The 25,717-nt window shown below is 61.2% G+C and carries 22 protein-coding genes, 1 tRNA gene and 1 riboswitch; of the genes, 8 read left to right on the forward strand and 15 right to left on the reverse strand.

The features are described 5' to 3' along the window. Window positions 1-97: 97 nt before the first annotated feature. Entirely contained in the window at window positions 98-763 is a 666-nt protein-coding gene (locus AC4CWF_RS16285) for a S24 family peptidase (RefSeq protein ID WP_491285448.1), read from the forward strand. 21 nt (window positions 764-784) lie between these two features. On the opposite strand, the gene AC4CWF_RS16290 is transcribed toward AC4CWF_RS16285, so the two are convergent. Beyond that, window positions 785-1,660, reverse strand: a complete 876-nt coding sequence (locus tag AC4CWF_RS16290; protein ID WP_491282674.1) for a transporter substrate-binding domain-containing protein — start codon at window positions 1,658-1,660, stop codon at window positions 785-787. Between the two features lie 95 nt (window positions 1,661-1,755). Between AC4CWF_RS16290 and AC4CWF_RS16295 the strand changes: the two genes are divergently transcribed. Then, on the forward strand, window positions 1,756-3,627 hold the full coding sequence (locus AC4CWF_RS16295) for a glycosyltransferase family 2 protein (protein WP_491282675.1): 1,872 nt from the start codon (window positions 1,756-1,758) through the stop codon (window positions 3,625-3,627). A 13-nt stretch (window positions 3,628-3,640) separates the two neighbouring features. On the opposite strand, the gene AC4CWF_RS16300 is transcribed toward AC4CWF_RS16295, so the two are convergent. Then, on the reverse strand, window positions 3,641-4,618 hold the full coding sequence (locus tag AC4CWF_RS16300) for a glycosyltransferase family 10 domain-containing protein (protein WP_491282676.1): 978 nt from the start codon (window positions 4,616-4,618) through the stop codon (window positions 3,641-3,643). 203 nt (window positions 4,619-4,821) lie between these two features. On the opposite strand from AC4CWF_RS16300, the gene AC4CWF_RS16305 reads away from it, so the two are divergent. Beyond that, complete coding sequence (locus tag AC4CWF_RS16305; protein WP_491282677.1) at window positions 4,822-5,877, forward strand: glycosyltransferase family protein; 1,056 nt, start codon at window positions 4,822-4,824, stop codon at window positions 5,875-5,877. Window positions 5,878-5,911: 34 nt separating this feature from the next. Here the strand turns inward: AC4CWF_RS16305 and AC4CWF_RS16310 are convergent. Then, window positions 5,912-5,985: transfer RNA gene (locus AC4CWF_RS16310), tRNA-Gly, on the reverse strand. Between the two features lie 70 nt (window positions 5,986-6,055). Further along, window positions 6,056-7,150 carry a 2'-deoxycytidine 5'-triphosphate deaminase gene (locus AC4CWF_RS16315; RefSeq protein WP_491282678.1) on the reverse strand — a complete coding sequence of 365 codons (1,095 nt, stop codon included), beginning with the start codon at window positions 7,148-7,150 and terminating at the stop codon, window positions 6,056-6,058. Between the two features lie 73 nt (window positions 7,151-7,223). Next, a riboswitch (SAM riboswitch) is annotated at window positions 7,224-7,302 on the forward strand. Between the two features lie 44 nt (window positions 7,303-7,346). On the opposite strand from AC4CWF_RS16315, the gene AC4CWF_RS16320 reads away from it, so the two are divergent. The 3 genes from AC4CWF_RS16320 to AC4CWF_RS16330 all read left to right on the forward strand — a co-directional run bounded on the left by AC4CWF_RS16320 (window position 7,347) and on the right by AC4CWF_RS16330 (window position 10,752). Then, entirely contained in the window at window positions 7,347-8,531 is a 1,185-nt protein-coding gene (locus tag AC4CWF_RS16320) for an O-succinylhomoserine sulfhydrylase (RefSeq protein WP_491282679.1), read from the forward strand. A 137-nt stretch (window positions 8,532-8,668) separates the two neighbouring features. Next, window positions 8,669-9,061: a Co2+/Mg2+ efflux protein ApaG gene (gene apaG, locus AC4CWF_RS16325; RefSeq protein ID WP_491282680.1), complete on the forward strand. Its 393-nt coding sequence runs from the start codon at window positions 8,669-8,671 to the stop codon at window positions 9,059-9,061. Between the two features lie 107 nt (window positions 9,062-9,168). Beyond that, on the forward strand, window positions 9,169-10,752 hold the full coding sequence (locus AC4CWF_RS16330; protein ID WP_491282681.1) for a tannase/feruloyl esterase family alpha/beta hydrolase: 1,584 nt from the start codon (window positions 9,169-9,171) through the stop codon (window positions 10,750-10,752). A 67-nt stretch (window positions 10,753-10,819) separates the two neighbouring features. Here the strand turns inward: AC4CWF_RS16330 and AC4CWF_RS16335 are convergent, their stop codons facing one another. The 3 genes from AC4CWF_RS16335 to AC4CWF_RS16345 all read right to left on the reverse strand — a co-directional run bounded on the left by AC4CWF_RS16335 (window position 10,820) and on the right by AC4CWF_RS16345 (window position 14,162). Then, window positions 10,820-11,812, reverse strand: a complete 993-nt coding sequence (locus AC4CWF_RS16335) for an Hsp33 family molecular chaperone (protein ID WP_491282683.1) — start codon at window positions 11,810-11,812, stop codon at window positions 10,820-10,822. Between the two features lie 182 nt (window positions 11,813-11,994). Then, window positions 11,995-12,912 carry an ornithine carbamoyltransferase gene (argF, locus tag AC4CWF_RS16340; protein WP_491282684.1) on the reverse strand — a complete coding sequence of 306 codons (918 nt, stop codon included), beginning with the start codon at window positions 12,910-12,912 and terminating at the stop codon, window positions 11,995-11,997. Window positions 12,913-12,965: 53 nt separating this feature from the next. Continuing rightward, window positions 12,966-14,162 carry an aspartate aminotransferase family protein gene (locus tag AC4CWF_RS16345; protein WP_491282685.1) on the reverse strand — a complete coding sequence of 399 codons (1,197 nt, stop codon included), beginning with the start codon at window positions 14,160-14,162 and terminating at the stop codon, window positions 12,966-12,968. Window positions 14,163-14,589: 427 nt separating this feature from the next. Between AC4CWF_RS16345 and AC4CWF_RS16350 the strand changes: the two genes are divergently transcribed. After that, window positions 14,590-15,141 (forward strand): GcrA family cell cycle regulator, encoded by a 552-nt coding sequence (locus tag AC4CWF_RS16350; protein ID WP_491282686.1) that lies wholly within the window; start codon window positions 14,590-14,592, stop codon window positions 15,139-15,141. Between the two features lie 157 nt (window positions 15,142-15,298). On the opposite strand, the gene phoB is transcribed toward AC4CWF_RS16350, so the two are convergent. The 7 genes from phoB to phoR all read right to left on the reverse strand — a co-directional run bounded on the left by phoB (window position 15,299) and on the right by phoR (window position 23,067). Further along, window positions 15,299-15,982 (reverse strand): phosphate regulon transcriptional regulator PhoB, encoded by a 684-nt coding sequence (gene phoB / locus AC4CWF_RS16355; RefSeq protein ID WP_491282687.1) that lies wholly within the window; start codon window positions 15,980-15,982, stop codon window positions 15,299-15,301. Window positions 15,983-16,008: 26 nt separating this feature from the next. Further along, entirely contained in the window at window positions 16,009-16,719 is a 711-nt protein-coding gene (phoU, locus tag AC4CWF_RS16360; protein WP_491282688.1) for a phosphate signaling complex protein PhoU, read from the reverse strand. 53 nt (window positions 16,720-16,772) lie between these two features. Continuing rightward, on the reverse strand, window positions 16,773-17,588 hold the full coding sequence (gene pstB, locus AC4CWF_RS16365; RefSeq protein ID WP_491282689.1) for a phosphate ABC transporter ATP-binding protein PstB: 816 nt from the start codon (window positions 17,586-17,588) through the stop codon (window positions 16,773-16,775). A gap of 13 nt (window positions 17,589-17,601) precedes the next feature. Then, window positions 17,602-18,924: a phosphate ABC transporter permease PstA gene (gene pstA, locus AC4CWF_RS16370; RefSeq protein WP_491282690.1), complete on the reverse strand. Its 1,323-nt coding sequence runs from the start codon at window positions 18,922-18,924 to the stop codon at window positions 17,602-17,604. Further along, a complete protein-coding gene (pstC, locus tag AC4CWF_RS16375) occupies window positions 18,921-20,405 on the reverse strand; it encodes a phosphate ABC transporter permease subunit PstC (protein WP_491282691.1) in 1,485 nt (494 codons plus the stop codon). Before pstC ends, pstA begins: the two co-directional genes overlap by 4 nt. 185 nt (window positions 20,406-20,590) lie before the next feature. Then, window positions 20,591-21,625: a substrate-binding domain-containing protein gene (locus AC4CWF_RS16380; protein ID WP_491282692.1), complete on the reverse strand. Its 1,035-nt coding sequence runs from the start codon at window positions 21,623-21,625 to the stop codon at window positions 20,591-20,593. 194 nt (window positions 21,626-21,819) lie between these two features. Beyond that, window positions 21,820-23,067, reverse strand: a complete 1,248-nt coding sequence (gene phoR, locus AC4CWF_RS16385; RefSeq protein WP_491282693.1) for a phosphate regulon sensor histidine kinase PhoR — start codon at window positions 23,065-23,067, stop codon at window positions 21,820-21,822. A gap of 197 nt (window positions 23,068-23,264) precedes the next feature. On the opposite strand from phoR, the gene ppk2 reads away from it, so the two are divergent. Next, a complete protein-coding gene (gene ppk2 / locus AC4CWF_RS16390; protein WP_491282694.1) occupies window positions 23,265-24,161 on the forward strand; it encodes a polyphosphate kinase 2 in 897 nt (298 codons plus the stop codon). A 32-nt stretch (window positions 24,162-24,193) separates the two neighbouring features. On the opposite strand, the gene AC4CWF_RS16395 is transcribed toward ppk2, so the two are convergent. Continuing rightward, on the reverse strand, window positions 24,194-25,591 hold the full coding sequence (locus AC4CWF_RS16395; RefSeq protein ID WP_491282695.1) for a hypothetical protein: 1,398 nt from the start codon (window positions 25,589-25,591) through the stop codon (window positions 24,194-24,196). Window positions 25,592-25,717 lie beyond the last annotated feature (126 nt).

Here is a 25,717-nt window from a genome sequence, read left to right on the forward strand (position 1 = left end):
GCGCGAGCGGATCAGGTCCGGTGACTGCGCCGGCAGGTTTGACCTTGCGACGCTTGCCGCAGGAGGCGCCTGTTGAAGGCGCGGAGCAAGAACGGTGATGTTGTCGCACGATACGATCTGGAAGGCGATCGATACGCTGGCCGAGCGTCACCGGATGACCGCATCCGGACTTGCCCGCCGCGCCGGCCTTGATCCGACCTCGTTTAACAAATCCAAGCGCCTTGGCCCCGATGGGCGGCTGCGCTGGCCCTCGACGGAATCGATTGCCAAGGTGCTTGAGGCAACTGGAGCTTCGATCGACCAGTTTTTAAGCTATCTGCCGGCGGAGATGGAGCATGGAAGCCTGCCGGAAGGCGCCTTTCCACCCCAGCGCGGCGCCATTCCGCTTCTCGGTTTTGCCCAGGCCGGCGCCGGCGGCTTTTTCGACGATGGCGGTTTTCCAGCCGGCCAGGGCTGGGACGTGGTGGATTTTCCAACCGACCCGACACACAAGGCCGGCGTTTACGCGCTGGAGGTTCAGGGCGATTCCATGCTGCCGCTTTACCGCGATGGCGACCGGCTGATCGTCGAGCCCGGCGCGCAGATCCGCCGCGGCGACCGCATCGTGCTGAAAACCCGCGAGGGTGAAGTGATGGCCAAGGTGCTGCTGCGCCAGAGCGCGCGCACCATTGAAATCAGTTCGCTGAACCCTGCCCATCCCAACCGCGTCTTCGACATGGCCGAGGTGGAGTGGATTGCCCGCATCATCTGGGCAAGCCAATAACGGACGCCGGTCCGCATCAGGTCAATAAAACCCGTTGGGGAAATAGCGCAGGTAAATCTCCTGCAGCCGTCCCTTGCGGGAAAGCTCAGCCAGCGCATAATCGAAAGCGGCCACCACCTGCGGCGTGTTGGGGCGCGCCATCAGCATCAGCCCTTCGCCGAGAAAGCGTTCCGAGAGATAGGCGCCGCCAAACAGCGTGCAGCAGTTTTGCGAGGCCGGACTTCCCACCCAGAAGGGAAGCCGCAGCGCATCGGAAAACACCGCATCGAGTTTTGCCGTCTTCAGCGCCTCCAGCATGGCCTCCTGGCTGTCGAAGGAAACGGCGCGGATTTTCGGGAAAAAGGCCTTCAACATTTTCTGATGGACCGTGCCCTCGACCACGCCGACCGAATGGTCACCCAGCGCTGCGGCATCCTCTCCGATGAGCGCCACCGACCGGTTTTTCGCAAAACGCGCAGGTATGGTGATGTAGGGACGTGAGAAGGCAAATTTTTCCCGCAAGGACGGCGTCACGGCGATGCCGGCTGCCACCGCCTCCCCGTCTCCCGCCAGCAGCGCCGCCTCCAGATCGTCAAACGGCATGGCCTGGATCTGGCATTTCGCCTCAATGGCGAGTTCCGCACAAATTTCCCGGATGAGATCGACATGAAACCCGGAGAGCTTTCCCGTCTGGTCGACAAAACTGAAGGGCGGGAAGTCCACCGTCATCAGCACCCGCAGACGCGGCAGGGTTGAGAGATCCGGTTTCGCCAGCCGCTCGTTCGCATCAAACAGCACCGGCATGTCCGACGTCTGCGCCGATGCCCAAACGGGGACAAATACCGACAATAACATCAAAATCCGGAGAAACAGGCTCTTCTTTCCGAGAGACCCCTGAGTTTTGAGAGGTGAAACCATGGCGTGTGTGTCTATGATCCAAGTGGGGAAAAGTCGGCGAAGAACTCAGTCAACGGTGTATCAGCTTGACGGACATGGGGGAATATCCGCCCACGATGGCGGATCTACGGAATGTTGTCCTCACACATGGACAATGGCCGGCAATCTTTCGGGCGAAAACCGAGGTGGACATTCTGTCGGCGCTCGGTTTTGCGACATCGACCATTGCGCGGCTGGCCGAGAGGGCCAAGCACAACGGCACGACCGTCGAAAATGAGATGCTGTACGATGGCACGGTGGAGGAAAACACCTATTACCGCACGATTGCGGACTACTTCCACCTGGCTTTTCTCGACACCATCGATCCGGCCCACCTTGTCGACATGGCGAGCATGGATACGCAGCTGGTCTTTCCCTACCAGGTACGACTGACCTATCCTAATCGCATGCCGCAGATCGCCATGGTGCCACGAGCGGAAAAACTGTCGGAGTTTGCAAGCCTTCTGACACGCCTGCCGGAACTTGCCAGCACTCTGGTGGTCACCACGCCGAGCGCGCTGCGCCGTGCCGTCTGGGCGGCAGGCTCGGCCCGGCGGGTGCGCAAGGCAGCCAGCGAGCTTTTCGAACTGCAACCGGATCATTCAGCGCGGATCGTGGCGACGGGCCGCCAGGGACTGGTTGTCGGCACGTCCGTTACAGCCACCGTCTGCGCCTGCATCATGCAGCCACAACACCTGCTGCCACTCGTGCATGCCACCGTGTCGCTGGCCTATCTTGCTTCGCTTTCGCTGCGCTTCGTTGCCCTGTTTCAACAGAAATACCGCAAACGACCGCCAAAACCCGCAGCCGTTCCCACAGGCCCGCCGCCGGACTATACGGTGATGGTGGCAATCTACCGCGAGGCCGGCATGGTGGGTCAGCTGGTTTCCAGCCTGGAGCGGCTGGAATGGCCGCGGTCGCGTCTTGATATCAAACTGGTCTGCGAGGAAGACGACACAGACACCCTGGCAGCGCTTGCCGCCCTCCACCTGCCGGTTTATTTCGAGGTGGTCACCGTTCCCCCCTATCATCCGCGCACGAAACCGAAGGCTCTCGCCTATGCGCTTCCGGCAGCCAGAGGCGAGTTTCTGGCCATCTTCGACGCGGAAGACAGGCCCCATCCGCATCAGCTCATCGAGGCCTATGAACGCTTCCGCGCCAGCGGGCCGGAGCTTGCCTGCCTGCAGGCGCCGCTGATCATTGCCAATGTCGATGAAAGTTATGTCAGCACGTTGTTTGCGGTGGAATATGCAGCGCTTTTTCGCGGCCTCCTGCCCATGTTGTCCCGTTACCGCATGCCGCTGCCGCTCGGCGGCACGTCCAATCATTTCCGCACCGCCGTGCTGCGCAAGGTCGGCGGCTGGGACCCGTTCAACGTGACGGAGGATGCCGATCTCGGTCTGCGGCTCTACCGGCTCGGCTACCGGTCCGAAACGCTGCGCTGCCAGACCTTGGAGGATGCGCCGGTTTCACTGCCGATCTGGACCGGCCAGCGCATCCGCTGGTTCAAGGGCTGGCTACAGACCTGGCTGGTGCTGACCCGCAACCCGATCCTGACGGGCCGGCAGATGGGGCTCAAAGCCACGGTCGTCTTTCACCTGATGATCGGCGGCATGCTGCTGTCTGCCCTCCTGCACCCGCTGATCCTGCTGTTCATGGTGAATGCCGGGCTGACGCTGATCCACACGCCTCTGTCAGACATCCCCGGCACCGATCTTGTCCTGATGCTGCTCGACACATCAAACGTGCTCGGCAGCTACATCACCTTCCTCGGCCTTGGCGTGGGCTCCATGATCGGCCTTGAAAAGCTGAAGGTCGGCCATCGCTGGCTCGCTGTTCCGCTGCACTGGATGATGACCTCCTATGCCGCCTGGCGGGCGCTGAACGAGTTGCGCACCAACCCCTTCTTCTGGAAAAAGACGCCCCATCGGCCAACCCGAAAGCGGTGAGCCGGCTGAAAACTCAACGGTGGCGCCACGCCTTGCGCTTGGCATTAAGCTTGCTCAGCCACGAGCGCTGGCGCGGTTCGTTGCGGCGCACGAAGATCGCGGCATAACCATACCGCGTCCGGCGTCGCGCTGCCTCCATGTCCTGCCCGAGAATGAAATTGAGGAAGGCGGCAAGTTCTTCGCGGCGACGTGCCGGATCATTGCCATCGGCAAACACCGGTTCGTTCAGCATGGCGACCATCCGATCCGGATCTTCCGCCAGCGCCATGACATGGGCGATGCAGCTGTCATCGTCTTCGAAATCATGCCGGTTGATGAAGGCGCGCGGATTGAAATCGAGAGCCACCTTCGGATTGCCCCAGTAGATGGGAATGCAGCGGGCGGCAAAGGCGTGAAACAGTTTTTCGGTGGTGTAACCGGGGGTGCTCGAATTTTCAAAGGCGATGGAAAAATTGAACCCGCTCATCACCGACACCTTGGCGCTGACCGGATCGAGCCCCTTCACGTGATCGAAGCGATCATCATTGCGCAGGTGTCGCCCGAGCGAGGTGACCGGACGCTGCGCTGACAGGCGATGAAAAAATCCGTCTCGCACCGGATCGGCCCGGCCATTGGAATAGATGAAGGTGCAGAAGCCGCGGTCGCTGAGCAGGCTCGCATCCACCGGCGCCCGCTGGTGCGCCGCCTCGGCGCGCTCCGGATCGCAGAAATAGAGCGGATAACGCAGATGCCGGTCTTCAAGCACCAGATGATCGAAACCGATGGCATAATCGCAAATATTGAAGTCCGGACGCACATTCTCGCCGGTAAAGAACACCCGCAAGCAATCATAGGTGCGATGAACGGTTCCGAAGCAGGAATAAAACAGAATATCCGGATTTTTCTCATCGAGAACGACACGGATGTCAGGCGAGATCACATCCATCAGGAACAGGCTCTGCGGATTGAACTCAGGCCAGAAGTCGGTGTACCAGATTTTGACTGTCTTCATGACCATTCCCGTTGCGACCCTCCATCCGGGATATCGCTCGCGCGCGGTGATAATGCCTTTCTACGCCAGATGACAAGGGCCTCGTAACGGTCTTGCAAGACGCTTGCTGCCCGCAGAACGGAAATGGTATGGCCGCTGTGGCGCGGCAGGCAATGGTTGCTGCCGATTCTGGTGGTTGTGCTGCAGGATATACGGAGGTTTGCGTGCTGATCGGTTTCAATGGCGGAGAGCTTTGCGAGCGGGGCACATCGGTTGCGCTCTTCGACTACGCCGAGGGAAACGAGACCATTCTCGGCAACAGGAGCCTGATCTTCTACGACCGGGACGCCAAGGCCAATGTTGCCGAAGCCATCCGGAAATTCGAGGCCCGCTTCGAGGTCATCGCCTATTCCTCCGTTTCAGACCTGCATGAACGGCTTCGGTCGCACCGGGTGGATGCGTTCTACACGATCAAGAGCGGCGCCCGCGACGCAGTCGATTTTCCAGACATTCCAACCATGGTGCATGCCGTTTTCCCGACAAAACCATCAGAAATCCACGGCCATGCCTATGCCTATGTGTCGCCGTGGCTTGCGCGGTTGTGCCGGCGGCAAAAGGGCGCCGCCGTTCCCCATATCGTTCACCCGGCACGGACAGCCGGTGATCTGCGCGCGATGCTGGGCATACCCTCAGAAGCTACCGTGTTTGGCTGTTACGGGGGACGGCAGAGCTTTGACATCGATTTCGTCAAAGCCAAGGTCATCCCGCATGTTCTCGCCAAATCGAAGAATACGTTTTTCATCTTCATGAACATCGAGCCGTTCCTGTCGGACCCGCGCGTGCACTTTCTGCCCGGCACGACGGATGCGGATACCAAGGCGCGGTTCATCCAGACGGCGGACGCCATGCTGCATGCGCGCAAACGCGGCGAAACCTTTGGTCTGGCTTGCGCCGAATTCCACGCCGCAGGGCGCAAGATCATTACCTACGGCCGCAGCCGCGAGCGCGCCCATATCGAGCACGCAGGCACGGACACCCTTGTCTATAAAAACCGCTTCGATCTTGCCCGCATCCTGCTGACCTTCGACCGGTCGCTGCGGGCAGAGCCTGCGCACTTCCTGCAACGCCACACGCCGGCAGCCGTGATGGAGGATTTCAAGGCGCATCTGCTGGACCCTGCCCTTTTGCGGCAGGAGGCTCCACGCCCGACAGGCATCGCGGCCAAGATCGCCGACAAGATTTTCTACCTGAGACGAAAACGCTTTTTGCCGCAGACTTGAGCGGCGGAAACGCAACTGGATCGGGAGGAAAGGCTGGAGCGGGTGAAGGGAATCGAACCCTCGTATTCAGCTTGGGAAGCTGCTGCTCTACCATTGAGCTACACCCGCTTGAGCGCCAAAGCTCTAACATCAAGCGGCTTTGCCGTTCAAGTGGAAATCGGGGCTGGCGTGTCGGCTGTCAGCCGCGAAAGTGTTTGGACAGCTTCAGGCCTTGCGCCTGATAGTTGGAGCCGAGGCCGGAGCCGTAGAGGCCGTGCGGGCGGGCCAGCATGTGTTCGTAGACGAGGCGGCCGACGATCTGGCCGTGTTCGAGGATGAAGGGCACCTCGTGGCTGCGCACTTCCAGAACCGCCCGGCTGCCGGAGCCGCCGGCCGGTGCATGGCCAAAACCCGGATCGAAAAAGCCGGCGTAATGCACGCGAAATTCACCCACCAGCGGGTCGTAGGGCGTCATTTCGGCGGCATAAAGCGGCGGCACGTGGACGGCCTCGCGCGAGACGAGGATGTAGAATTCATCGGGATCGAGGATCAGGTCGTCGCGGCCGCGGCTGTAAAGCGGCTCCCAGAAATCGAGCACATCATGGGCGCCCTTCTGGTCCACATCGATGACGGAGGTGTGGTGCTTGCCGCGATAACCAATGAGCCCGTCCGGACCGGTACCCTTGAGGTCGATGGAGAGCGCGATGCCGCCGCCCGAAACGTTCGGGGTTTCACTCGCCACCAGCGTTTCCGCCTCGTGCAATGTCAGAACTTCCGGTTCAGTCAGAAGCGCATGGCCGGTGCGGAACCGGATCTGCGACAGGCGCGAGCCGCGCCGCACGATGACGGGGAAGGTGCGCGGCGAGATTTCGAGGTAGAGCGGGCCTGTGTAGCCGGCGGGAATTTTGTCGAATTCCTGGGCGCGATCGACCATCACGCGGGTAAAGATATCAAGCCGGCCGGTCGAGCTTTTCGGATTGGAGGAGGCCGAGAGGTCAGCTGGGAGATCAAGGCTTTCCATCAGCGGCACGATGTAGACGCAGCCGGTTTCCAGCACGGCTCCGTTTTCGAGATCGATCTCGTGCAGCGTCAGGCGCTGCAGCTTGTCGGCCACCGTGTGGTTGGGGCCGGGCATGAAGCTTGCGCGCACGCGCAGCGCCTTTGCGCCGAGACGCAGGTCGAGACTTGCCGGCTGGATCTGGTCAGCATCCAGCGGCGCCTGGCTTTTCAGCCGGCCCGCCTCGAAAAGGGCGCCGATGGCGCTATCCGCCAGAATGCCTGATGTGCGTGTCATAAACCCTATCCTTCAATCGCAGGACAAAAGCAAAACCGGGGAATTGACGCAAGCGCCAGACGGGCGTAAGGCAGGTTTATCCCGTGGTGATTTGGCCGGTCGGCTTGCAGCCACGTTAAACAAGTGGCTAAAAAGACCGGGTGCGAAACCGGTCTGCATATGCGACCGGTTTTTTTGTTACGAGATGGTGACACGCATGAGCAAGACCTGGCGCCCCGCAACCCAACTGGTTCACGAAGGCACGCTGCGCTCGCAGTATGGCGAAACCTCCGAAGCGATCTATCTGACGCAAGGGTTCGTCTATGAAAATTCCGCCGCCGCCGAAGCCCGCTTCAAGGGCGAGACGGACGGCTTCATCTACGCCCGTTACGGCAGCCCCACCAATGACATGTTCGAAAAGCGCATGATTGCGCTGGAAGGCGCTGAAGATGCGCGCGCCACCGCATCCGGCATGGCAGCGGTCGCCGCCGCCATCCTCTGCCAGGTGAAGGCCGGCGACCATATCGTTGCCGCCCGCGCCCTGTTCGGCTCCTGCCGTTATGTGGTGGAAACGCTTGCCCCGAAATACGGCGTCGAATGCACGCTGATCGACGGGCGGGATCTCGCCAACTGGGAAGCGGCGATCCGCCCCAATACCAAGGTGATGTTCCTCGAAAGCCCGACGAACCCGACGCTGGAAGTGGTCGATATCGCCGGCGTGGCAAAACTTGCCAACCAGATCGGTGCCAAGGTCGTTGTCGACAACGTATTTGCGACCCCCCTCTTCCAGAAGCCGCTGGAACTCGGCGCGCATGTCGTCGTTTATTCCGCGACCAAGCATATCGACGGCCAGGGCCGGTGCCTCGGTGGCGTCATCCTCTCCGACAAGCAGTGGATCGACGAAAACCTGCACGATTATTTCCGCCATACGGGCCCGGCCATGTCGCCGTTCAATGCCTGGACCCTGCTGAAGGGGCTTGAAACCCTGCCGCTTCGCGTGCGCCAGCAGACGGAAAGTGCGGCCCGTATCGCCGATTTCCTCGCCGGCGAGCAGAAGGTGGCCAAGGTCATCTATCCCGGCCGCAAGGACCATCCGCAGGCCGATATCATCGCCAAGCAGATGACCGGCGGCTCGACGCTGATCTGCATCGAGCTGAAGGGCGGCAAGGATGCAGCCTTTGCCCTGCAGGATGCGCTGGAGATCATCAAGATTTCCAACAATCTCGGCGATGCAAAAAGCCTGATCACCCATCCGGCGACCACGACGCACAAGAACCTGACGGACGAGGCCCGCGCCGAACTGGGCATTTCCGGCGGAACCTTGCGCCTCTCCTGCGGCATTGAAGACACCGATGACCTGGTGGACGATCTGACGCGGGCTCTTGCCACCGTATCGGCGTAAAAATCACCGGGACGTTTCGGTCAGGCGCAGTGGAACAGGGTTAATCGCCAGTTCGTGACTGTAAGGATGGGTGCATTTCTTGACCTTGCGCCCATCCTGTACGATATCCCTCATTGTATAGAGTAAAGGTATCGCGCATGTACCGGGCCCGGACGAAGGATATCGAAGTCGAGGTGGAACCTTATTATCTGGAGGAGCAATCCGATCCGGATGACAGCCGCTATGTCTGGGGTTATCGCATCGTCATCTCCAACCATTCCACCCTCACCGTGCGCCTCATCCATCGCTACTGGAACATCACCGACCAGAACGGGCTGGTGGACGAGGTCGAGGGCCCTGGCGTGGTCGGCGAACAGCCGCGCCTGAAGCCGGGCGACACTTACGAATATTCCTCCGGCTGCCCGCTCGACACGCCCTCCGGCGTGATGTTCGGCCACTACCAGATGGAAACCGACGAGGGCGAGATTTTCAACGTCGACATACCCGCGTTTTCGCTGGATAGCCCGGGGCTGATGCGGGTGTTGAACTGAGGCCATGCGGCCTCGTTTGGTTATAGGTGGCGACCAAACCGCTATTTGTCGTTTTGATGAGACAGGCACAGATTTCTTCGGTCCAGTGGTCTTTGGGAGGAGAACTGATGCGACAGATGATACCGCTGCTTTGCAGCGCCGCGATGATTTTAGCCACCGGCGGTGGCGCAAATGCCCAGAACGCCAGCAGCTTCAGAGACCAACCACCCGGCACCCCTTGGGCACCTGCTGCGGTTTCCCCTCAAATGGGATGCGAAGCGCTGAGCCGGGCAAGTTTCGGCGAGATTACCCAGCTGATTGCGCGGCACGTCGCAGAAAGCGGTGACGTGCCCGGGCATTGCCATGTGACCGGCTTCATCCGGCCCCATATCGCCTTTGAGGTGACGCTTCCGGACAATTGGAACAAGCGGCTCTACATGTTCGGCAATGGCGGATATGCCGGCGAAGATCTGGCCGCCCCCTCGCGCGTGGCCACCCGCAACGCGGCTTTGGCGCGTGGCTTCATGACAGTCCAGCAGAATACCGGCCATGATGCCCGCACCTACCAACTCGGCGATTTTGCCGATGGCAATATGGATCTGCTGATCGATTACGCCTCACGGGCCGTCCATGTGACTGTGGCCGCAGCCAAGGAGATGGCAAGCCGCTTTTATGACAAGACGGCCGCCTATTCCTATTGGGATGGTTGCTCGACCGGAGGACGCCAGGGATTGATCGCAGCGCAGCGTTATCCGGCCGATTTCGACGGCATTATCGCGGGCGCACCGGTTCTGAACTTCACCGACACGCAGGTGTGGGGCGTCTGGAACGCCCGCGCCCTTCAAAAAGCACCCATTTCCCCGGCACAGCTGCCGGTTCTAGCCAAAGCGGTGATGAACCAGTGCGACGGGCTGGATGGCGCATCCGACGGGCTGATCACCGATCCCCGTCAATGCAAGTTCGACCCGCGCAAAGACCTGCCGATCTGCGCGGCAGGAGAAGGTGGCGACCAGTGCTTCACCGAAGCGCAGGCACAGGCATTGCAAACCATTGCCGATGGCGTTCAGATCGGCGGCAAGACGGTGTTTCCAGGCGTTCCCTGGGGTGTCGAGGGACTGGACCCAAAAGGGGAAAGCGGCTGGAACCTGTGGATCGTGTCGCAAGACGGCCCCAGCCGGCAATTGGCCTATGGCGAAACCTTCCTCAGGAACATGGCAATGCTGCCAGCGTCCGGCAAGGACATCGACTGGAAGACCTTCGACTTCGACGCGAAGTATCCGCAGATCAAGGCCATTCGACAGATCCTTGATGCCACCGATCCGGACCTTTCGGCCTTTGCGACGCGTGGTGGACGCATGATCACCTATTTCGGATGGGCAGACCCTGCCCTCAACCCGATGATGGGGGTGAATTATTATGAGGCCGTGCGCAAGACGATGGGCGAGGAGAAGACCGAAGACTTCTATCGGCTTTTCATGGTCCCTGGCATGAACCATTGCCGGATGGGCTACGGAACGGATACCTTCGACGCGCTGACACCGCTGATGAACTGGGTGGAGCGCGGCACGCCGCCGAAACAGATCCTGGCAAGCCAGATGGACGGGTCGAAAATCGTCCGGGAGCGGCCTCTATGCCCTTATCCGCAAGCCGCGAAATACAATGGCAGCGGCGACCTCAACCAGGCGGAAAGCTTTGAATGCGCAAGCCCCTGAACAAGGCCGCCTTGATCACTCCCGTTCACGGCATCATCGTGAACGGGAACGGCACATCACCGTCCGATCAGGCCGGCGTGAGTTCTGATGGATCGTAGCGATAGGTGGTCGAGCAGAACTCGCAGGTGACGGAAACCTCGCCCTCTTCGACGCTTGCGGTGATTTCCTCGGCGGTAAAGCCGGAGAGCACGCCCTTGATCTTGTCGCGCGAACAGCTGCAGCGATCGAGAACCGCCTGCGGTTCGAAGATGCGCACGCCGCGTTCGTGGAAGAGACGGAACAGCAGCCGCTCGATACCGACCAGCGGATCGGTCAACTCGTCGGTGTCCACGGTCTGCACCAGCATGCTGGCTTCGGCCCAGGCATCGTCGGAGGCAAGGTGGTCGATGTCGCGCTCGTCGCCATCGCCGCCGTGCAGGTCCTGCTGGCGCATGCGCTCGGGCGCCTGCGGCAGAAACTGCGCCAGAACGCCGCCGGCCCGCCAGTTGTGGCGGGGTTTGCCCGCCTCATCACGGTCGATCAGTTCGGCCACGCCGAGGCGCACCTTGGTCGGGATCTGTTCCGACTGGCGGAAATAGACCCCGGCGATCTCCTCGAGCGACGAACCGTCCAGCGGCACGATGCCCTGATAGGGATGCATGCCCTGGCCCTGGTCGATGGTGAACGCGAGAAATCCCTCTCCCAGCAGTTCTGGCGGCGAAATGCGCCCAGCCTTCACCGCAGCCTCCAGCGCTTCCTCGTCAAAACGGGCATAGGCGCGCAGGCTTTCAGGGCTCGAAAAATCGGCAACCAGCAGATCGACGGGACCATCCCCCTTCGTCTGCACGGTAAAACGGCCGTCGAATTTCAACGATGTGCCGATCAGCGCCGTGAGGACGATGGCTTCCGCCAGCAGCCGGGCAACCGGTGCCGGATAATCGTGACGGCCGAGAATGGTGTTCAGAAGCGGCCCGAGCTGTACGGCGCGGCCGCGCACATCCAGTCCCTCGACCTGGAACGGGATAACGCGGTCATCGCCCGCCAGATTAAGTTCGCTCACGTCCACTACAGCTTCTGCCATGACTTACTCCTTCGCGCCGGAGCACCCATTTCGCACATAAGGCGGCCGAGCGGAACCGCTGACCGGGCAAAGAGGCCGACGATGTATCTTGAAACGCCCGAACCGGCAGGGGTGCGGGCGCGATTGGAAAGCCGACAGATGGGGTGGCCCGACCGTCAAATCAAGCCGCTCGCCCAAAAGCGTCAGACGGCGCCAAAACACCAGGCCAGGATCGACTTCTGCGCATGCAGGCGGTTTTCCGCCTCGTCGAACACGACGGACTGCGGACCGTCGATCACCTCGTCAGTCACCTCTTCGCCGCGATGGGCCGGCAGGCAGTGCATGAACAGTGCATCGGCATTGGCGCGCTGCATCAGCTGGCTGTTGACCTGGTATGGCTGGAAGACATTGTGGCCGCGCGCCTTGTGTTCCTGGTTCATCGAGATCCAGGTATCGGTCACCACCATGTCGGCGCCATCGACGGCGCGCTCTGCATCATGAAACAGCTTGACGTCGCCGCCATTGTTGCGCGCCCAGTTGAGATATTTGTCGGAGGGTTCAGAACCCAGCGGCACAGCCATGTTCATCTGATAGCCGAAACGGGCAGCGCCTTCCACGAAGGAATGCAGCACGTTGTTGCCATCGCCTGTCCAGGCGAAGGTCTTGCCCGCCACCGGCCCGCGATGTTCCTCGAAGGTCAGAAGGTCGGCCATGATCTGACAGGGATGCGTTTCGTCGGTGAGACCGTTGATGACGGGCACCGTCGCATGCTCTGCAAGCTCCAGCAGGCGCGTGTGGTCAGTGGTGCGGATCATGATGGCATCGACATAACGCGACAAAACCTTGGCGGTATCGCCAATGGTTTCGGCACGCCCGAGCTGCATTTCCGTGCCCGACAAAAACAGCGTTTCGCCGCCCAGCTGGCGCATGCCGACATCAAACGAGACACGCGTGCGGGTGGAGGGTTTTTCAAAAATCATCGCCAGCATCTTGCCGGCCAGCGGCTTGTCCGCCGTGCCGGCCTTGGTGGCCTGCTTGCGGGTGCGGGCGTCATCGAGAATGGTGCGCAGCTCCCCGGACGAAACGGCCGAGAGATCGAGAAAATGCTTAGGTGATGCCATGGTCCAATCCATCGGGGCGCCGTCCGGCGGCCCTTGCGTTACGAAAGAGCCCGTCAGGCCGTTTTCTTCAACTGTTCGCGGCTGAGCTTTTCGGCCGCACGCTCGATGCGCGCAATGCCCTCACGGGCCTCTTCCGCCGTGACCACCAGCGGCGGCAGCAGACGAATGACGTTATCGCCGGCGGGAACGCCCAACAGATGTTCCTCGCGCATGGCCAGCGCCAGTTCGCCAGCGGGCACGCGCGCCTTGACGCCCAGCATCAGGCCTTCGCCGCGGATTTCCTCGATCACGTCGGGGAAACGGTCCTTGAGCGAGGCAAGGCCCTGGCGGAAAACCAGCGCCACATCGCGCACATTGTCGAGGAAACCATCGGCCAGCACCACGTCGAGCACGGCATTGCCGACAGCCATGGCGAGCGGATTGCCGCCATAGGTCGTGCCGTGAACGCCGGGCTTCATGCCTGAGGCGGCCTCGGCAGTGGCAAGGCAGGCGCCGAAGGGAAAACCGCCGCCGATGCCCTTGGCCACGGCCATGATATCGGGGGTAATGCCGGTTGCCTCATAGGCAAAAAATTTGCCGGTACGACCAACGCCGGACTGCACCTCGTCAAACATCAAAAGGATGCCGTTGTCGTCGCAGATCTGGCGCAGTTCACGCAGGAATTCCTTCGACACCACACGGATGCCGCCCTCGCCCTGGATTGGCTCGATCAGCAGCGCTGCGGTGTTTTCGGTGATGGCCGCCTTCAGCGCGTCCATGTCGTCAAACGGCACCTGGTCGAAACCGGGCGCCTTGGGCCCAAAACCTTCCATGTATTTTTCCTGGCCGCCGGCAGCAATCGTCGCGATCGTGCGGCCATGGAAGGCGCCTTCGAAGGTGATGATGTGGAATTTTTCCGGGTGGCCCTTGGAATAATGGTAACGACGCGCCGTCTTGATGGCGCATTCCAGCGCTTCCGCACCGGAATTGGTGAAGAACACCTTGTCGGCAAAGGTCGCCTCGGTCAGGCGGCGGGCAAGCCGTTCCTGCTCGGGAATTTCATAGAGGTTGGACAGGTGCCAGACCTTGTCGGCCTGGTCCTTCAGCGCCGCGACCAGATGCGGATTGGAATGGCCGCAGGAGGTCACGGCAACGCCTGCGCCGAAATCGAGATATCGCTCGCCCGTTTCCGTCACGAGCCAGACGCCCTCGCCGCGCACGAAACGCAGCGGAGCCCGTGCAAAGGTGTCGAAAAGTGCGGCTTCAGCCATGGCGACATCACTCCTTGGGCAACGATAATCCCTTGTGGCGGCACGGCCGCCGGAATTCAAACCAGAAACTAAAAATGCCGCCTTAAGCGGCGGCTGGCGCACTATCGGCATTTCAGGATCAACTGTCAACAAATCGCTTGAATTTCAGGGGATTTCCGCTGCGTGAGGCTGGCTTGCGCGAAGCTTTTGCGCTGTGACAAAAAAGACTCGCCTTAAAAGCAAGTTGGGGAAAACCCTGAAATCGATTCGCCGCGATTCCGCCGACTCTTGTCAGCGAGTCCCGGGGTCGATAGGTTAAAGATCAATTACTAGACTGCATGCGGCGGAACTAGTCACCAAGCACATATATATGGTATGTCCGGCAGGAAATCTTCCCGCCGGCAGGTGAGCGATTCTGTCCGCACAGCCCCTACGGCGGAGAGATGGCATGAACTGGACGGACGAGCGCGTCGAGAGACTAAAGCGGCTTTGGGCCGAAGGCCTGAGCGCAAGCCAGATCGCAACACAGCTGGGCGGCGTCAGCCGCAACGCCGTGATCGGCAAGGTACACCGTCTCAACCTGCCAGGCCGCGTCAAGGCCGGCGGCACGCAGGCAACGGCGCGCACCGCGCCCAAGCGCACCACCTCTGCTCCGCGCGCCCCGAACTTTGCGGCCCGCACCACAACCAATCCTGCCCGTACCACACCCCATGCGGTTGGTGTTGCCGTGGTAGCGCCGGAAGTCGAGGCCGTACAGCCGACGGAATTCCGCGCCCCGAGCAATGTCGTGGTACCGATGTCGCGTAAGCTTTCGCTGACGGACCTGACGGAACGCACCTGCAAGTGGCCGATGGGCGATCCCCTGAAGGACGACTTCCACTTCTGCGGTTCGGATTCTGCCGATACCTCGCCCTACTGCAAATATCACGCTCGCCTCGCCTACCAGCCGGTCAACGAGCGTCGTAAGGCTGCCAACATCTCGGCTGCTGCCCGCGCCTGATATCTTTTCGAGCGTTTGCCGCTCAGCACTCTGAAAACGGGCCTCGCGCCCGTTTTTTTGTGCCTGGAGACACCCTGAAAAAGCCGACAAAAGAACGCCCGGAGCCAAGAGCCGCCGGGCGTCAAAACCGTGTTTCATCAGACGTGACGAACGCGCTTCAGGCTTCCATCGAATATCCGGCGCCGCGCACGGTGCGGATCACATCCTGCATGTTGGAGAAGTTGAGTGCCTTGCGCAGGCGCCCGACATGCACGTCGACGGTGCGTTCATCCACGTAGATATCATGGCCCCAGACGCCATCGAGCAGCTGCGAGCGTGAATAGACGCGGCCCGGCGAGGCCATCAGAAATTCCAGGAGGCGGAATTCCGTCGGCCCAAGCCGCACTTCGCGGCTTTTACGGTGAACGCGGTGCGTCTCGCGGTCCAGCTCTATATCACCGCAGCGCAGCACGCTGGAGAGAACCTCGGGCCGAGCACGTCGCAGCATGGCCTTCACCCGCGCCATCAGTTCCGGCGTCGAGAACGGCTTGACGACGTAATCGTCGGCACCGGTGGCAAGGCCCCGCACCCGTTCGCTTTCCTCACCGCGTGCCGTCAGCATGATGATCGGCAGCCGTTCGGTTTCCGGACGCATGCGTAAGCGCCGGCAAAGCTCGATGCCCGATACGCCCGGCAGCATCCAGTCGAGGATCAACAGATCCGGCAACCGTTCCTGGAGGCGGATCTCCGCCTCGTCTCCGCGCAGGATCGTCTCGACCTCGTAGCCTTCGGCCTCGAGATTATAGCGCAGGAGGACGCTGAGAGCTTCCTCGTCCTCCACAACCGCAATTTTGGGCAGCATGGTTCAGGCACTCCGTCAGTATGGCCTTACTCGGCCACAGCACCAAGCGTGTTGGACGTATCGTCCTTGGGGCGCTCGCCTTCAGGCTGGGCACCTGTTGCGATGTAATAGATGGTTTCGGCGATGTTGGTGGCGTGGTCGCCGATGCGCTCGATGTTCTTGGCGCAGAACAGAAGATGCGTGCACGACGTGATGTTGCGCGGATCTTCCATCATGTAGGTCAACAGCTCGCGAAACAGCGAGGTGTACATCGCGTCGATTTCCTCGTCGCGCTGGCGAATGGCTTCGGCCTTCTGCACGGAACGGCTGGAAAACACGTCCAGCACTTCCTTCAGCTGAACCAGCGCAAGCTCCGACAGGTGTTCCAGGCCGCGAGCAAGCTTGCGCGGCACGCCGGTGCCCTGCACTGCGATGACGCGCTTGGCAGTGTTCTTGCCAAGGTCGCCGACGCGCTCCAGATCGGCAGCGATACGCAGCGTTCCGATGATTTCGCGCAGGTCAGCCGCCATCGGCTGGCGCTTGGCGATGGTGATGATCGCCTTTTCCTGGATCTCGCGTTCAGCGTGATCCAGGATCACATCGTCGGAGATGACCTTCTGGGCAAGCGCGCCATCGGAATTGACCAGCGCCCGCACGGCATCGCCGCACATCTGCTCGGCAAGGCCGCCCATTTCGGAAATCCGGCGGTTCAGATATTTCAGGTCTTCGTCATAGGCCGAAAGGATGTGCGAAGGCATATTTGGCGTCCTCGGATAGGGGTGTCAGCGCAAGGGCATGGGTGTAACGGCAATCAGCCGAAGCGGCCCATGATGTAATCCTGCGTACGCTGATCATCCGGGTTGGTGAACATCTTGTCCGTGTCGTTCTCCTCGACCAGCTGGCCGAGATGGAACATGGCGGTGCGCTGCGACACGCGGGCCGCCTGCTGCATCGAGTGGGTGACGATGACGATGGTGTAATTGCTGCGAAGTTCGTGGATCAGCTCTTCCACCTTGGCCGTCGCAATCGGATCGAGCGCCGAGCAGGGCTCGTCCATCAGGATGACCTCAGGCGAAACGGCAATGGCGCGGGCAATGCAGAGGCGCTGCTGCTGGCCACCGGAAAGGCCGGTGCCAGATTCCTGCAGGCGGTCCTTTGCTTCGTTCCAGAGGCCCGCACGCTGCAGGCTTGCCTCGACGATCTGGTCCATGTCCGCCTTGTTGCGGGCAAGGCCGTGAATGCGCGGACCGTAGGCGATGTTTTCGTAGATCGACTTCGGGAACGGGTTCGGCTTCTGGAACACCATGCCGACGCGGGCGCGCAGTTCCACCACGTCGATCGACGGATCGTAGATATCGTCGGCATCGAGCGTGATACGCCCGGTGACACGGCAGCTTTCGATCGTATCGTTCATGCGGTTGAGGCAACGCAGGAAGGTGGACTTGCCGCAGCCCGAAGGGCCGATCAGCGCCGTCACCGTGTTCTCGCGGACATTGAGGTTTACGTCGAAGAGGGCCCGCTTCTCGCCGTAATAGACAGAAACGTCCTTGCCCACCATCTTGTAGGAAACGTCATTCATTTTCTGATCCAGAGCCTTTTCAACTGCTGCTTCCGACATCATGTTCATGGTCCGGGTCCTTCTACCAACGCCGTTCGAAGCGACGACGCAAGAGGATTGCGCCAACATTCATTGCGATCAGGAACAGGAGCAGGATGATGATTGCTCCCGAGGTGCGCTCCACGAAGGCGCGTTCCGCCTCGTTAGCCCACATGTAGATCTGCACCGGCAAGGCCGTCGACGGATCGAGCGGCGTGGTCGGGTAGTTGGCGACAAAGGCGACCATACCGATCAGGAGAAGCGGCGCGGTTTCACCGAGCGCGTGGGCCAGACCGATGATGGTGCCCGTCAGGATGCCCGGCATCGCAAGCGGCAGAACGTGATGGAAGATCGTCTGCATCTTGGAGGCGCCAAGCCCGAGCGCTGCTGCCCGAATGGACGGGGGCACAGCCTTCAGCGCCGCACGCGTGGCGATGATGATCGTCGGCAGCGTCATCAGGGTCAGCACCAGGCCGCCGATCAGCGAGGCCGAACGCGGCAGGCCCATGAAGTTGATGAACACCGCAAGACCGAGAAGGCCGTAAACAATCGAGGGAACGGCTGCCAGGTTGTTGATGTTGACCTCGATGAGGTCCGTGAAGCGGTTCTTCGGGGCGAACTCTTCAAGATAGATGGACGCGGCAACGCCGATAGGCAGAGCCAGAACCAGTACGATCAGCATCATGTAGAACGAACCGATCAGCGCCACACCGACACCGGCTGCTTCCGGACGGCTGGAGGCGCCGTTCACAAAGATGCCCGTGTTGAAATGCTTGGCAAGCGTGCCGGCCTCGGCCATCTGCTTCATCCAGCCAACCTGCTGGTCGGAGATCTTGCGGTTGCTCTCGGTCACGTCGAGATCGATCTGCCCCTTGAAGGCGGAGTCGAGATCGCCGGCTGCCAGAAGACGCACGCTCTGCGTCGTCCCGATGATCGAGGGATTGGCAACCACGAGGTCACGCAGCTGGGCACGCACGCTGTCTGACAGCATCTGGCCCACTTCGCGCATCTTGGTGCGGTCGTTTTCGGCAACGCCGAGCACTTTGGCGAGCGCATTGCGGGCCAGCACCGGATAGTTCGCCGTGAGGAGTTTCTGCGGATTGGTTGCCCGCTCATTGTTGGGATCGATCACCTGCTCGGAAAACTCGATTGGCACCGTGATCATCGTCTGCTGGAACGCCGTATAGCCCTTGGAGACGACCGAGGTCAGCAGCATGAACAGGAAGATGAGGCCGAAGAGAATGGCGGCGATGCCATAGGCGCGGAAACGACGTTCGGCGGCGTAACGACGCTTGATGCCGATGTCGCGGCGCACGCGGGGGCGTGCGGCGGCCGGAGTGGCCGAAGGCGTGACAACCTGGCTCATTCGTACTGCTCCCGGTATTTGCGCACGATATAGAGCGCGTAGATGTTCAGGCAAAGCGTGATGGCAAACAGCGTGATACCAAGCGCAAAGGCAACAAGCGTCTGCGGCGAGGTGAACTCCAGATCGCCCGTCAACTGGTTGACGATCTTCACCGTTACCGTTGTCATCGGCTCAAAGGGATTAAGCTGCATGCGGGCGGCAACACCGGCGGCAAGCACTACGATCATTGTCTCGCCGATGGCGCGCGAAGCAGTCATCAGGAGGGCGCCGACGATGCCCGGAAGAGCGGCCGGCAGGATGACGCGCTTGACCGTTTCGGACCGTGTGGCACCAAGACCGAGCGAACCATCACGCATGGCACGCGGCACAGCGGTGATGATGTCATCCGACAGCGAGGACACATAGGGGATCAGCATGATGCCCATGACGAAGCCGGCGGTCAGCACGCTCTGCGCCTGGATAAAGCTGGTATAGTTTCCAGTCGTCAGGCCTGCGATCTGCGCGGAGATATCGCGCAGGAAAGGTCCAACCGTCGTCAGCGCGAAAAAGCCGTAGACGATGGTGGGAATGCCGGCGAGCACTTCGAGAAGCGGCTTGACGATGGCGCGCAGCCGCGGCGAGGCATATTCGGCCATGTAGATGGCCGAGAACAGGCCGACCGGCACGGCAAACAGCATGGCGACGAAGCCGATATAAAGCGTACCGAGCAAGAGCGGGATGAGGCCGAACTGGCCTTCCGAACCGCCAGAACCGGCCGCCGCAAAACGCGGATCCCACACCGTTCCGAAGAAGAATTCCCAGGCCGGCACGGCATGGAAGAACTGCGTCGCTTCCGTCAGCATCGAGGCAACGATGCCGACAGTGGTGAGGATGGCAATGGAGGAGGCAACGATAAGGCTGCCCAGAATGACATGTTCGACGCGGTTGCGCGCCCGGAAACGCGGCTTGATCATCCGATAGGACACGAAGCCGCCGATAAGCGCGATGATCGTGACGATGAAGGCGGTTGCCCAGCCATTCAGCGCGCGCAGGCGGTTCAGGTCGACTGCGGCCTTGACCATATAGGCTTGCGGCTCGCCGGCGATGGCCACGCCGCGGCTTCCCATCAGCGCGCGAAGTTCGTCCGGATTGCGCTCAGCCTGCGCCGTTTCTTCGGCAGACAGCGCATTGAGACCGCGTGCAATGCCCTCGATCATGCCGAAGTTGAGGCTCTGCGTCGCAGCCGATTCCGCCAGCGCATCCGCCGGAAAATCGTTGCGCACGACGTTATTGATGACCGCCGGCGAGACGATCAGCCAGACGGCAAGGACGAGGAGCGCCGGAAGGCCCGCCCAGACGGCGACGAACGAGCCGTAATAGCCCGGTCTTGAATGCATGTTCGACGACCGGCCACCGGAGAGTGCAAGCGCACGCCGCGTGCCGGCAAGATAGCCCAGAATGGCTATCACCGCCGTCGTCAGAAGGAGCATTGATGTACTCATTAAATCCCCCAGCCACCGCCTGTTCGGCAGCATGTGCCATGCGCCGTTCGGCTTCATTCATTGAAGCAGACTAAATTTTGGTAAAAACAGGTGTTAGCAAACAGTCAGGTTTTCATCCGGCCAATGCCGGACGGCGCCATAAGGCACTTGCCGGCGGAAGCATCTTCCGCCGGCAAGCTTGGAAATTACATGGTCTTGCCAGCAGCAAAGGCCTTGCGAACAGCTTCGCGCTCTGCGTCCGGAGCAGCAACCAGGCCGTATTCGGCCAGCGGCGAGTCAGGGCCGACCATGGCGTCGGAGATGAAGAACTCGACGTATTCCTTGAGGCCCGGGATAACGCCCAGGTGTGCCTTCTTGACGTAGAAGAACAGCGGACGCGAGACCGGATACTTGCCGGAAGAGATGGTTTCCGTCGACGGAACAACGTCCTTGACGGTTGCAACCTTCAGCTTGTCCATGTTGTTTTCGTAGAAGGCCAGGCCAAACACGCCAAGGCCGGTCTTGTTGGCCGAGATGCGAGCGAGCGTTTCGGTGTAGTCGCCGTCGATATCAACAGCAGCACCGTCCTTGCGGATGGCGACGCACTTGGCAGCAGCCTGCTTGGCATCGGTGATGGCAGCCTTGATGACTTCAGCAGCGCCGGATTCCTTGCAGCCTTCCGTCATGATCTTCTCTTCGAAGACTTCGCGGGTGCCGTGCTTGGAGCCGGGGATATAGGCAGCGATCGGGCCCTTCGGCAGCGTTGCGTTAACGTCCGACCAGTTCTTGTAGGGGTTGGCAACGAGCTTGCCGTCGACGACAACTTCAGCGGCCAGCGCCTTGTAGAGGTCCTTCGGCTCGATCTTCATGTCGCCATTGCTGGAAGCCGAAGCGAAGACGATGCCGTCATAACCGATGCGAACTTCCTGAACGTCGGTGACGCCGGCAGCCTTGCAGGCTTCCAGTTCGGACTTGTTGATCGGGCGCGAGGCATTGGCGATGTCGATGGTGGCTTCGCCGACGCCCTTGCAGAATTCCTTGAGGCCGGCGCCGGAGCCGCCCGATTCAACGACCGGGGTCTTGAAGTTCGGGAAGGTCTCGCCGAAAGTTTCAGCAACGATCTTGGCATAAGGCAGAACGGTGGACGAGCCGGCAACCTGGATCTGGTCGCGTGCGGCAGCGGCGCCTGCAAATGCGACAGATGCCACCAGGGCAGCTGCGGAAAGCTTCAGGATGTTCATTGTGATCTCCCGTCATGGGCTTGTGTGAATTCTGGCTGCAACCGGCTTTTTAAGCGTGCCGGCCATCAAGCAGCCATGTCTTAGCCGCCCGAGCCTCACCTTTTATGTCATTTCGGTGAAACATTTGTGACACGTCAAGCCTTTGAAAACGCGTCGTTATTTTTCAGCTTAACGCGTCTGAACCGTTCTTTGTGTCAAAATCTTACGGTAAAGTCCGTTCCCTTGCCCAGCTCGGATTTAACGATCAGGCGCGCGCGGTGCCGCGTGAGGATATGTTTGACGATGGCAAGCCCGAGACCCGTGCCCTTTTTCGACCGGCTGTCGGCCACGCTGACGCGGTAAAACCTTTCCGTCAGACGCGGCACATGCTCGGCAGGAATGCCCGCTCCCCGGTCGATGACGCTGAATTCCACCGGCTGTTGTGGCTCGCGGCGCAGGTGAACATCGACGATCTTGCCCTCCTGGCCATATTTGCAGGCGTTCTCGATGAGGTTTTCGATGACCTGCACCAGTTCGTCGCGGTCACCGGTGACCTCCACCTTGCCATCAGGCAGGTGCATGCGGATCTCGACGCCCAGTTCGTGGGCAAGCGGAACCAGGGAATCGCGCACGCTGCCGACGAGCGGCACCAGATCCACCATCTGATTGGGCGCGATATGCGCCTTGGATTCCAGACGCGACAGCGACAGCAGGTCGTCCACCAGACGGCTCATGCGGGTTGCCTGATCGAGCATGATGGCGAGAAACCGCTCATGGGCGGCGAGATCGGATTTCGCGGGCCCCTGCAGCGTCTCGATGAAGCCGCGCAGCGACGCAAGCGGCGTGCGCAACTCGTGGCTGGCATTGGCCACAAAATCGGAGCGCATGCGGTCAATGCTGCGAAGCTCGGAAATATCCCGGAAGGACAGCGCGAAATAGCGCTTGGCGAAACCGCTCCCCCCATCCTCGATGGGCGCCACCCGCAGGATATAGACCCGCTCGGAAGGATGGCGTTCGGAATGTTCGATCTGGTTCGGCTCGCCGGTGGCAATCGTTTCGCGCACCATGTCCAGGATTCCCGGCGTGCGAAGCCGCGCCGACAGATGGGCACCGGGCGTCATGGCACCAAAAGCCTTCGTCGCGGCCGGGTTCTGGAAGAGGACGTTGGCATCGGCACCCAGCACGATCACCGGCATGTCGAGCGCGCCATAGGCATCGGCGACATCTTCCAGGGGATCGCGCCGCAGGGGCGCAGGGGCCGGCGCCGGCATGGACGGTTCCTCGGCGATCGGAAGCGAAGGGCCAAGCAGCAGCGACAGCACGATCAACAGCCAACCGGCCGCGACGAAGACCGGATTGATCTCGGCACCGAGCGCCAGGGCGGCCAGCAGGCTTGCCGCCGTCACGACCAGCCAGCCGCGACGCAACTGTTCGACACGCCCTGCCCTTACCCCATGCGTCATGCATGCCTCTCCCCGCCAAATTCCCGGTGCAACACCAGCCTGACGGATGGTGATAGCCTTCTCGCATGACAGATATACATCGCCACGTCCCTGCGTTTGACAAAATTGGAACCTGTTTTGTTTTCTCAACAGGCAAAGCGGATTTTCTGCTGCAAAGCCTTACATAGAAGACAGACGCAAAGGACGAGGAGACACAGATGGACGAGCAGGATGGCCTGGGCAAAATCGGCAGCCGCATTGCCGAGATTGAAATCGACGGAAAGAACCGCCGCTTCGACATCGATGATCCGCATCTGCCAAAGTGGATTTCCGAAAATGCGCTCGGCTCCGACAATTACCCCTATGACAAGAAATTGGACGACGACCGCTACCACGAGGAACTGGAAACCTTGCAGATCGAGCTGGTCAAAGCGCAGATCTGGCTGCAGAAGACCGGAAAGCGGGTGATGGCGCTGTTCGAGGGCCGCGATGCCGCCGGCAAGGGCGGCTCCATCTTTGCCATCCATGCCTGCCTTAATCCGCGCTCGGCCCGCGTGGTGGCGCTGACCAAACCGACCGAGACGGAAGCGGGGCAATGGTATTTCCAGCGCTACGTGACGCATTTCCCGACCAAGGGCGAACTCGTGCTGTTTGACCGCTCCTGGTACAACCGGGCCGTCGTGGAGCCGGTCATGGGCTTTTGCACACCCGCACAACACAAGCATTTCCTGAAGGTCACACCGGCCTTCGAGCAGTTGATCGTCGACGAAGGCATTTTCTTCTTTAAGTTCTGGCTGAACATCGGGCGCGAAATGCAGATGAAACGCTTTCACGACCGGCGCCATGATCCACGCAAGATCTGGAAACTGTCACCGATGGATATCGCGGCCCTGTCGAAATGGGACGATTACAGCGAAAAACGCGACCTGATGCTGGACAAGACCCACACTGAGGATGCGCCCTGGATCATCATCCGCGCCAACGACAAGCGCCGCGCCCGGCTGAACATCATCCGGCAAATCCTGACCACTCTCGATTACGACGGCCGCAACGACGAGGCGATCGGCGATGTCGATTACAAGATCCTCGGTTTCGGCCGCAAGGCCTTCGACTGAGAGCCTGAAACGACACGAAGTTTGGCCCGGCCTTATTGGCCGGGCAGAACCCGTACCGAATACAGGAAGATCGGCGAACGGCCGCCGAGAATGTCGCTGTTGATGTAGATGCGACCCGGCTGGGTAGGGGCAAGTGTGCGATCGAAGGTGACGCGAAACAGCGTATCGGCGCGCTCCTGCGAGGCCGCAACCCGGTGGCGCGAGCAATTGCCAAGGCTTGCGAAGCCGCAACGCACCGCCACCTGCACCGACCTATCCGCTGCCGATTGCAGGGTCAGCGCGATGGTCGAGGTCTTGCCGGACAGTTCACGCAGAATATCGACGGGGACTTCGATGGCAACGTCGCCGCTCTCATCGGCGGAAGCCGACGTGATACGCAGAGCCGGACCATCCGCCATGGCAACGGTTTCCACGGTGGCCGACGCGCCGGCCGAGACCGCCGCCTTGCGATCGGGACCATACACTTCCAGCCAATCTGCGGAAAAACCGTGCTGCGGGTCGAAGCCGGCGGGGGTGCCGGCAGGCGTTCCGGAAAAGTCTTCCTCGCTCACGGTCGCCGGTGGATTGGGAACGCTCGTATCGCGCTGGGCTGCCGTCAGAAACAGGCCGGACGTCCAGGCCCACCAGCCGCCCATCACGATAAAGGTCAGCATGATCAGCCAGATGAACAGGCGCGAGATCAAACCGCGCCGGCGGCGCTTGCGCTTTTCGCCGGGAATACCGGGCGCGGCATCGCCGTTAGACAGACCGGATGCGGCATCCATATTGCCCTTCCGGCCGCGCGCCGGCTTCACCTTGGCCTGCCGGCCTTTACGCTCGGGCACGGGCGGTGGCGCAAGCCGATCATCACGGCGTTCGGCGCGCATGCCCCCGAGGTCGGCAAATCCGCTCTCTGACGAAGGTGCCGGCTCTGCTGCATGGCTCTCCGGTGCGCGCATGGCATCGTCCAGGCTCGGCTCGGATATCCGCGCATCCGCAGGGGTGTCGCTTGCCGACCGATCCTGCGGTGCCACAGGCGGCGCCATGACAGGATCGACGCGGCGGGGCCGCGAAGCGGGAGGCGCATCGGGCGAGACCGCGGAAATCTCCGGCGGGAACGATGGCTGGACAGGCGCACGAGACGCAGAGGCTGGGGACGCGGGCGATTGGGGAGTGGGCGCGGGCGAAACCGGCGGCTCCTGCGCGCGCACATGCGGCGCCGACTGTGAAAGATCAGTCGCGCGCGCCCGCTCCTCGCCTTCGATTTCGCGGATTTTCAGTTCCAGACGCTGCCGTTCAGCCGCGATGACATCAGGATCGGTCACCGCCTGGCGCGTGAGGCCCGCTTCCAGGGCTTGCCGGGCCGTCTGATAAATACGGGCGCGAATGGTGGCGTCGCCGCGCTCGGAGCGCGACAGCGCGTTCCTGATTGCCGTTTCCAATCCACTCACTGCGTCGCCTTCACTTTTGCTGTCCGTCCTGCAGTCCGCCCGGTCGTGCCGTGGGCTTAATCCATGCCCGGCAAACCGATGAGCGCCTGTGCTTTCGGTAAACGCTCAGAGGCAGAACTGCAAGTC

The organism is Neorhizobium sp. PAMB6630 (assembly GCF_058242775.1).

Bases quoted from the DNA above. Each gene is read 5' to 3' on its own strand.
- phoB (WP_491282687.1), bottom strand. From the start codon at position 15,982: ATGCTGCCCAAAATTGCGGTTGTGGAGGACGAGGAAGCTCTCAGCGTC.
- phoR (WP_491282693.1), bottom strand. From the start codon at position 23,067: ATGACGCATGGGGTAAGGGCAGGGCGTGTCGAACAGTTGCGTCGCGGC.
- pstC (WP_491282691.1), bottom strand. From the start codon at position 20,405: ATGAGTACATCAATGCTCCTTCTGACGACGGCGGTGATAGCCATTCTG.
- AC4CWF_RS16350 (WP_491282686.1), top strand. From the start codon at position 14,590: ATGAACTGGACGGACGAGCGCGTCGAGAGACTAAAGCGGCTTTGGGCC.
- apaG (WP_491282680.1), top strand. From the start codon at position 8,669: ATGTACCGGGCCCGGACGAAGGATATCGAAGTCGAGGTGGAACCTTAT.
- argF (WP_491282684.1), bottom strand. From the start codon at position 12,912: ATGGCATCACCTAAGCATTTTCTCGATCTCTCGGCCGTTTCGTCCGGG.
- pstA (WP_491282690.1), bottom strand. From the start codon at position 18,924: ATGAGCCAGGTTGTCACGCCTTCGGCCACTCCGGCCGCCGCACGCCCC.
- AC4CWF_RS16295 (WP_491282675.1), top strand. From the start codon at position 1,756: ATGGCGGATCTACGGAATGTTGTCCTCACACATGGACAATGGCCGGCA.
- AC4CWF_RS16345 (WP_491282685.1), bottom strand. From the start codon at position 14,162: ATGGCTGAAGCCGCACTTTTCGACACCTTTGCACGGGCTCCGCTGCGT.
- AC4CWF_RS16320 (WP_491282679.1), top strand. From the start codon at position 7,347: ATGAGCAAGACCTGGCGCCCCGCAACCCAACTGGTTCACGAAGGCACG.
- ppk2 (WP_491282694.1), top strand. From the start codon at position 23,265: ATGGACGAGCAGGATGGCCTGGGCAAAATCGGCAGCCGCATTGCCGAG.
- AC4CWF_RS16380 (WP_491282692.1), bottom strand. From the start codon at position 21,625: ATGAACATCCTGAAGCTTTCCGCAGCTGCCCTGGTGGCATCTGTCGCA.
- phoU (WP_491282688.1), bottom strand. From the start codon at position 16,719: ATGCCTTCGCACATCCTTTCGGCCTATGACGAAGACCTGAAATATCTG.
- AC4CWF_RS16290 (WP_491282674.1), bottom strand. From the start codon at position 1,660: ATGGTTTCACCTCTCAAAACTCAGGGGTCTCTCGGAAAGAAGAGCCTG.
- pstB (WP_491282689.1), bottom strand. From the start codon at position 17,588: ATGAACATGATGTCGGAAGCAGCAGTTGAAAAGGCTCTGGATCAGAAA.
- AC4CWF_RS16335 (WP_491282683.1), bottom strand. From the start codon at position 11,812: ATGGCAGAAGCTGTAGTGGACGTGAGCGAACTTAATCTGGCGGGCGAT.
- AC4CWF_RS16300 (WP_491282676.1), bottom strand. From the start codon at position 4,618: ATGAAGACAGTCAAAATCTGGTACACCGACTTCTGGCCTGAGTTCAAT.
- AC4CWF_RS16315 (WP_491282678.1), bottom strand. From the start codon at position 7,150: ATGACACGCACATCAGGCATTCTGGCGGATAGCGCCATCGGCGCCCTT.
- AC4CWF_RS16330 (WP_491282681.1), top strand. From the start codon at position 9,169: ATGCGACAGATGATACCGCTGCTTTGCAGCGCCGCGATGATTTTAGCC.
- AC4CWF_RS16285 (WP_491285448.1), top strand. From the start codon at position 98: ATGTTGTCGCACGATACGATCTGGAAGGCGATCGATACGCTGGCCGAG.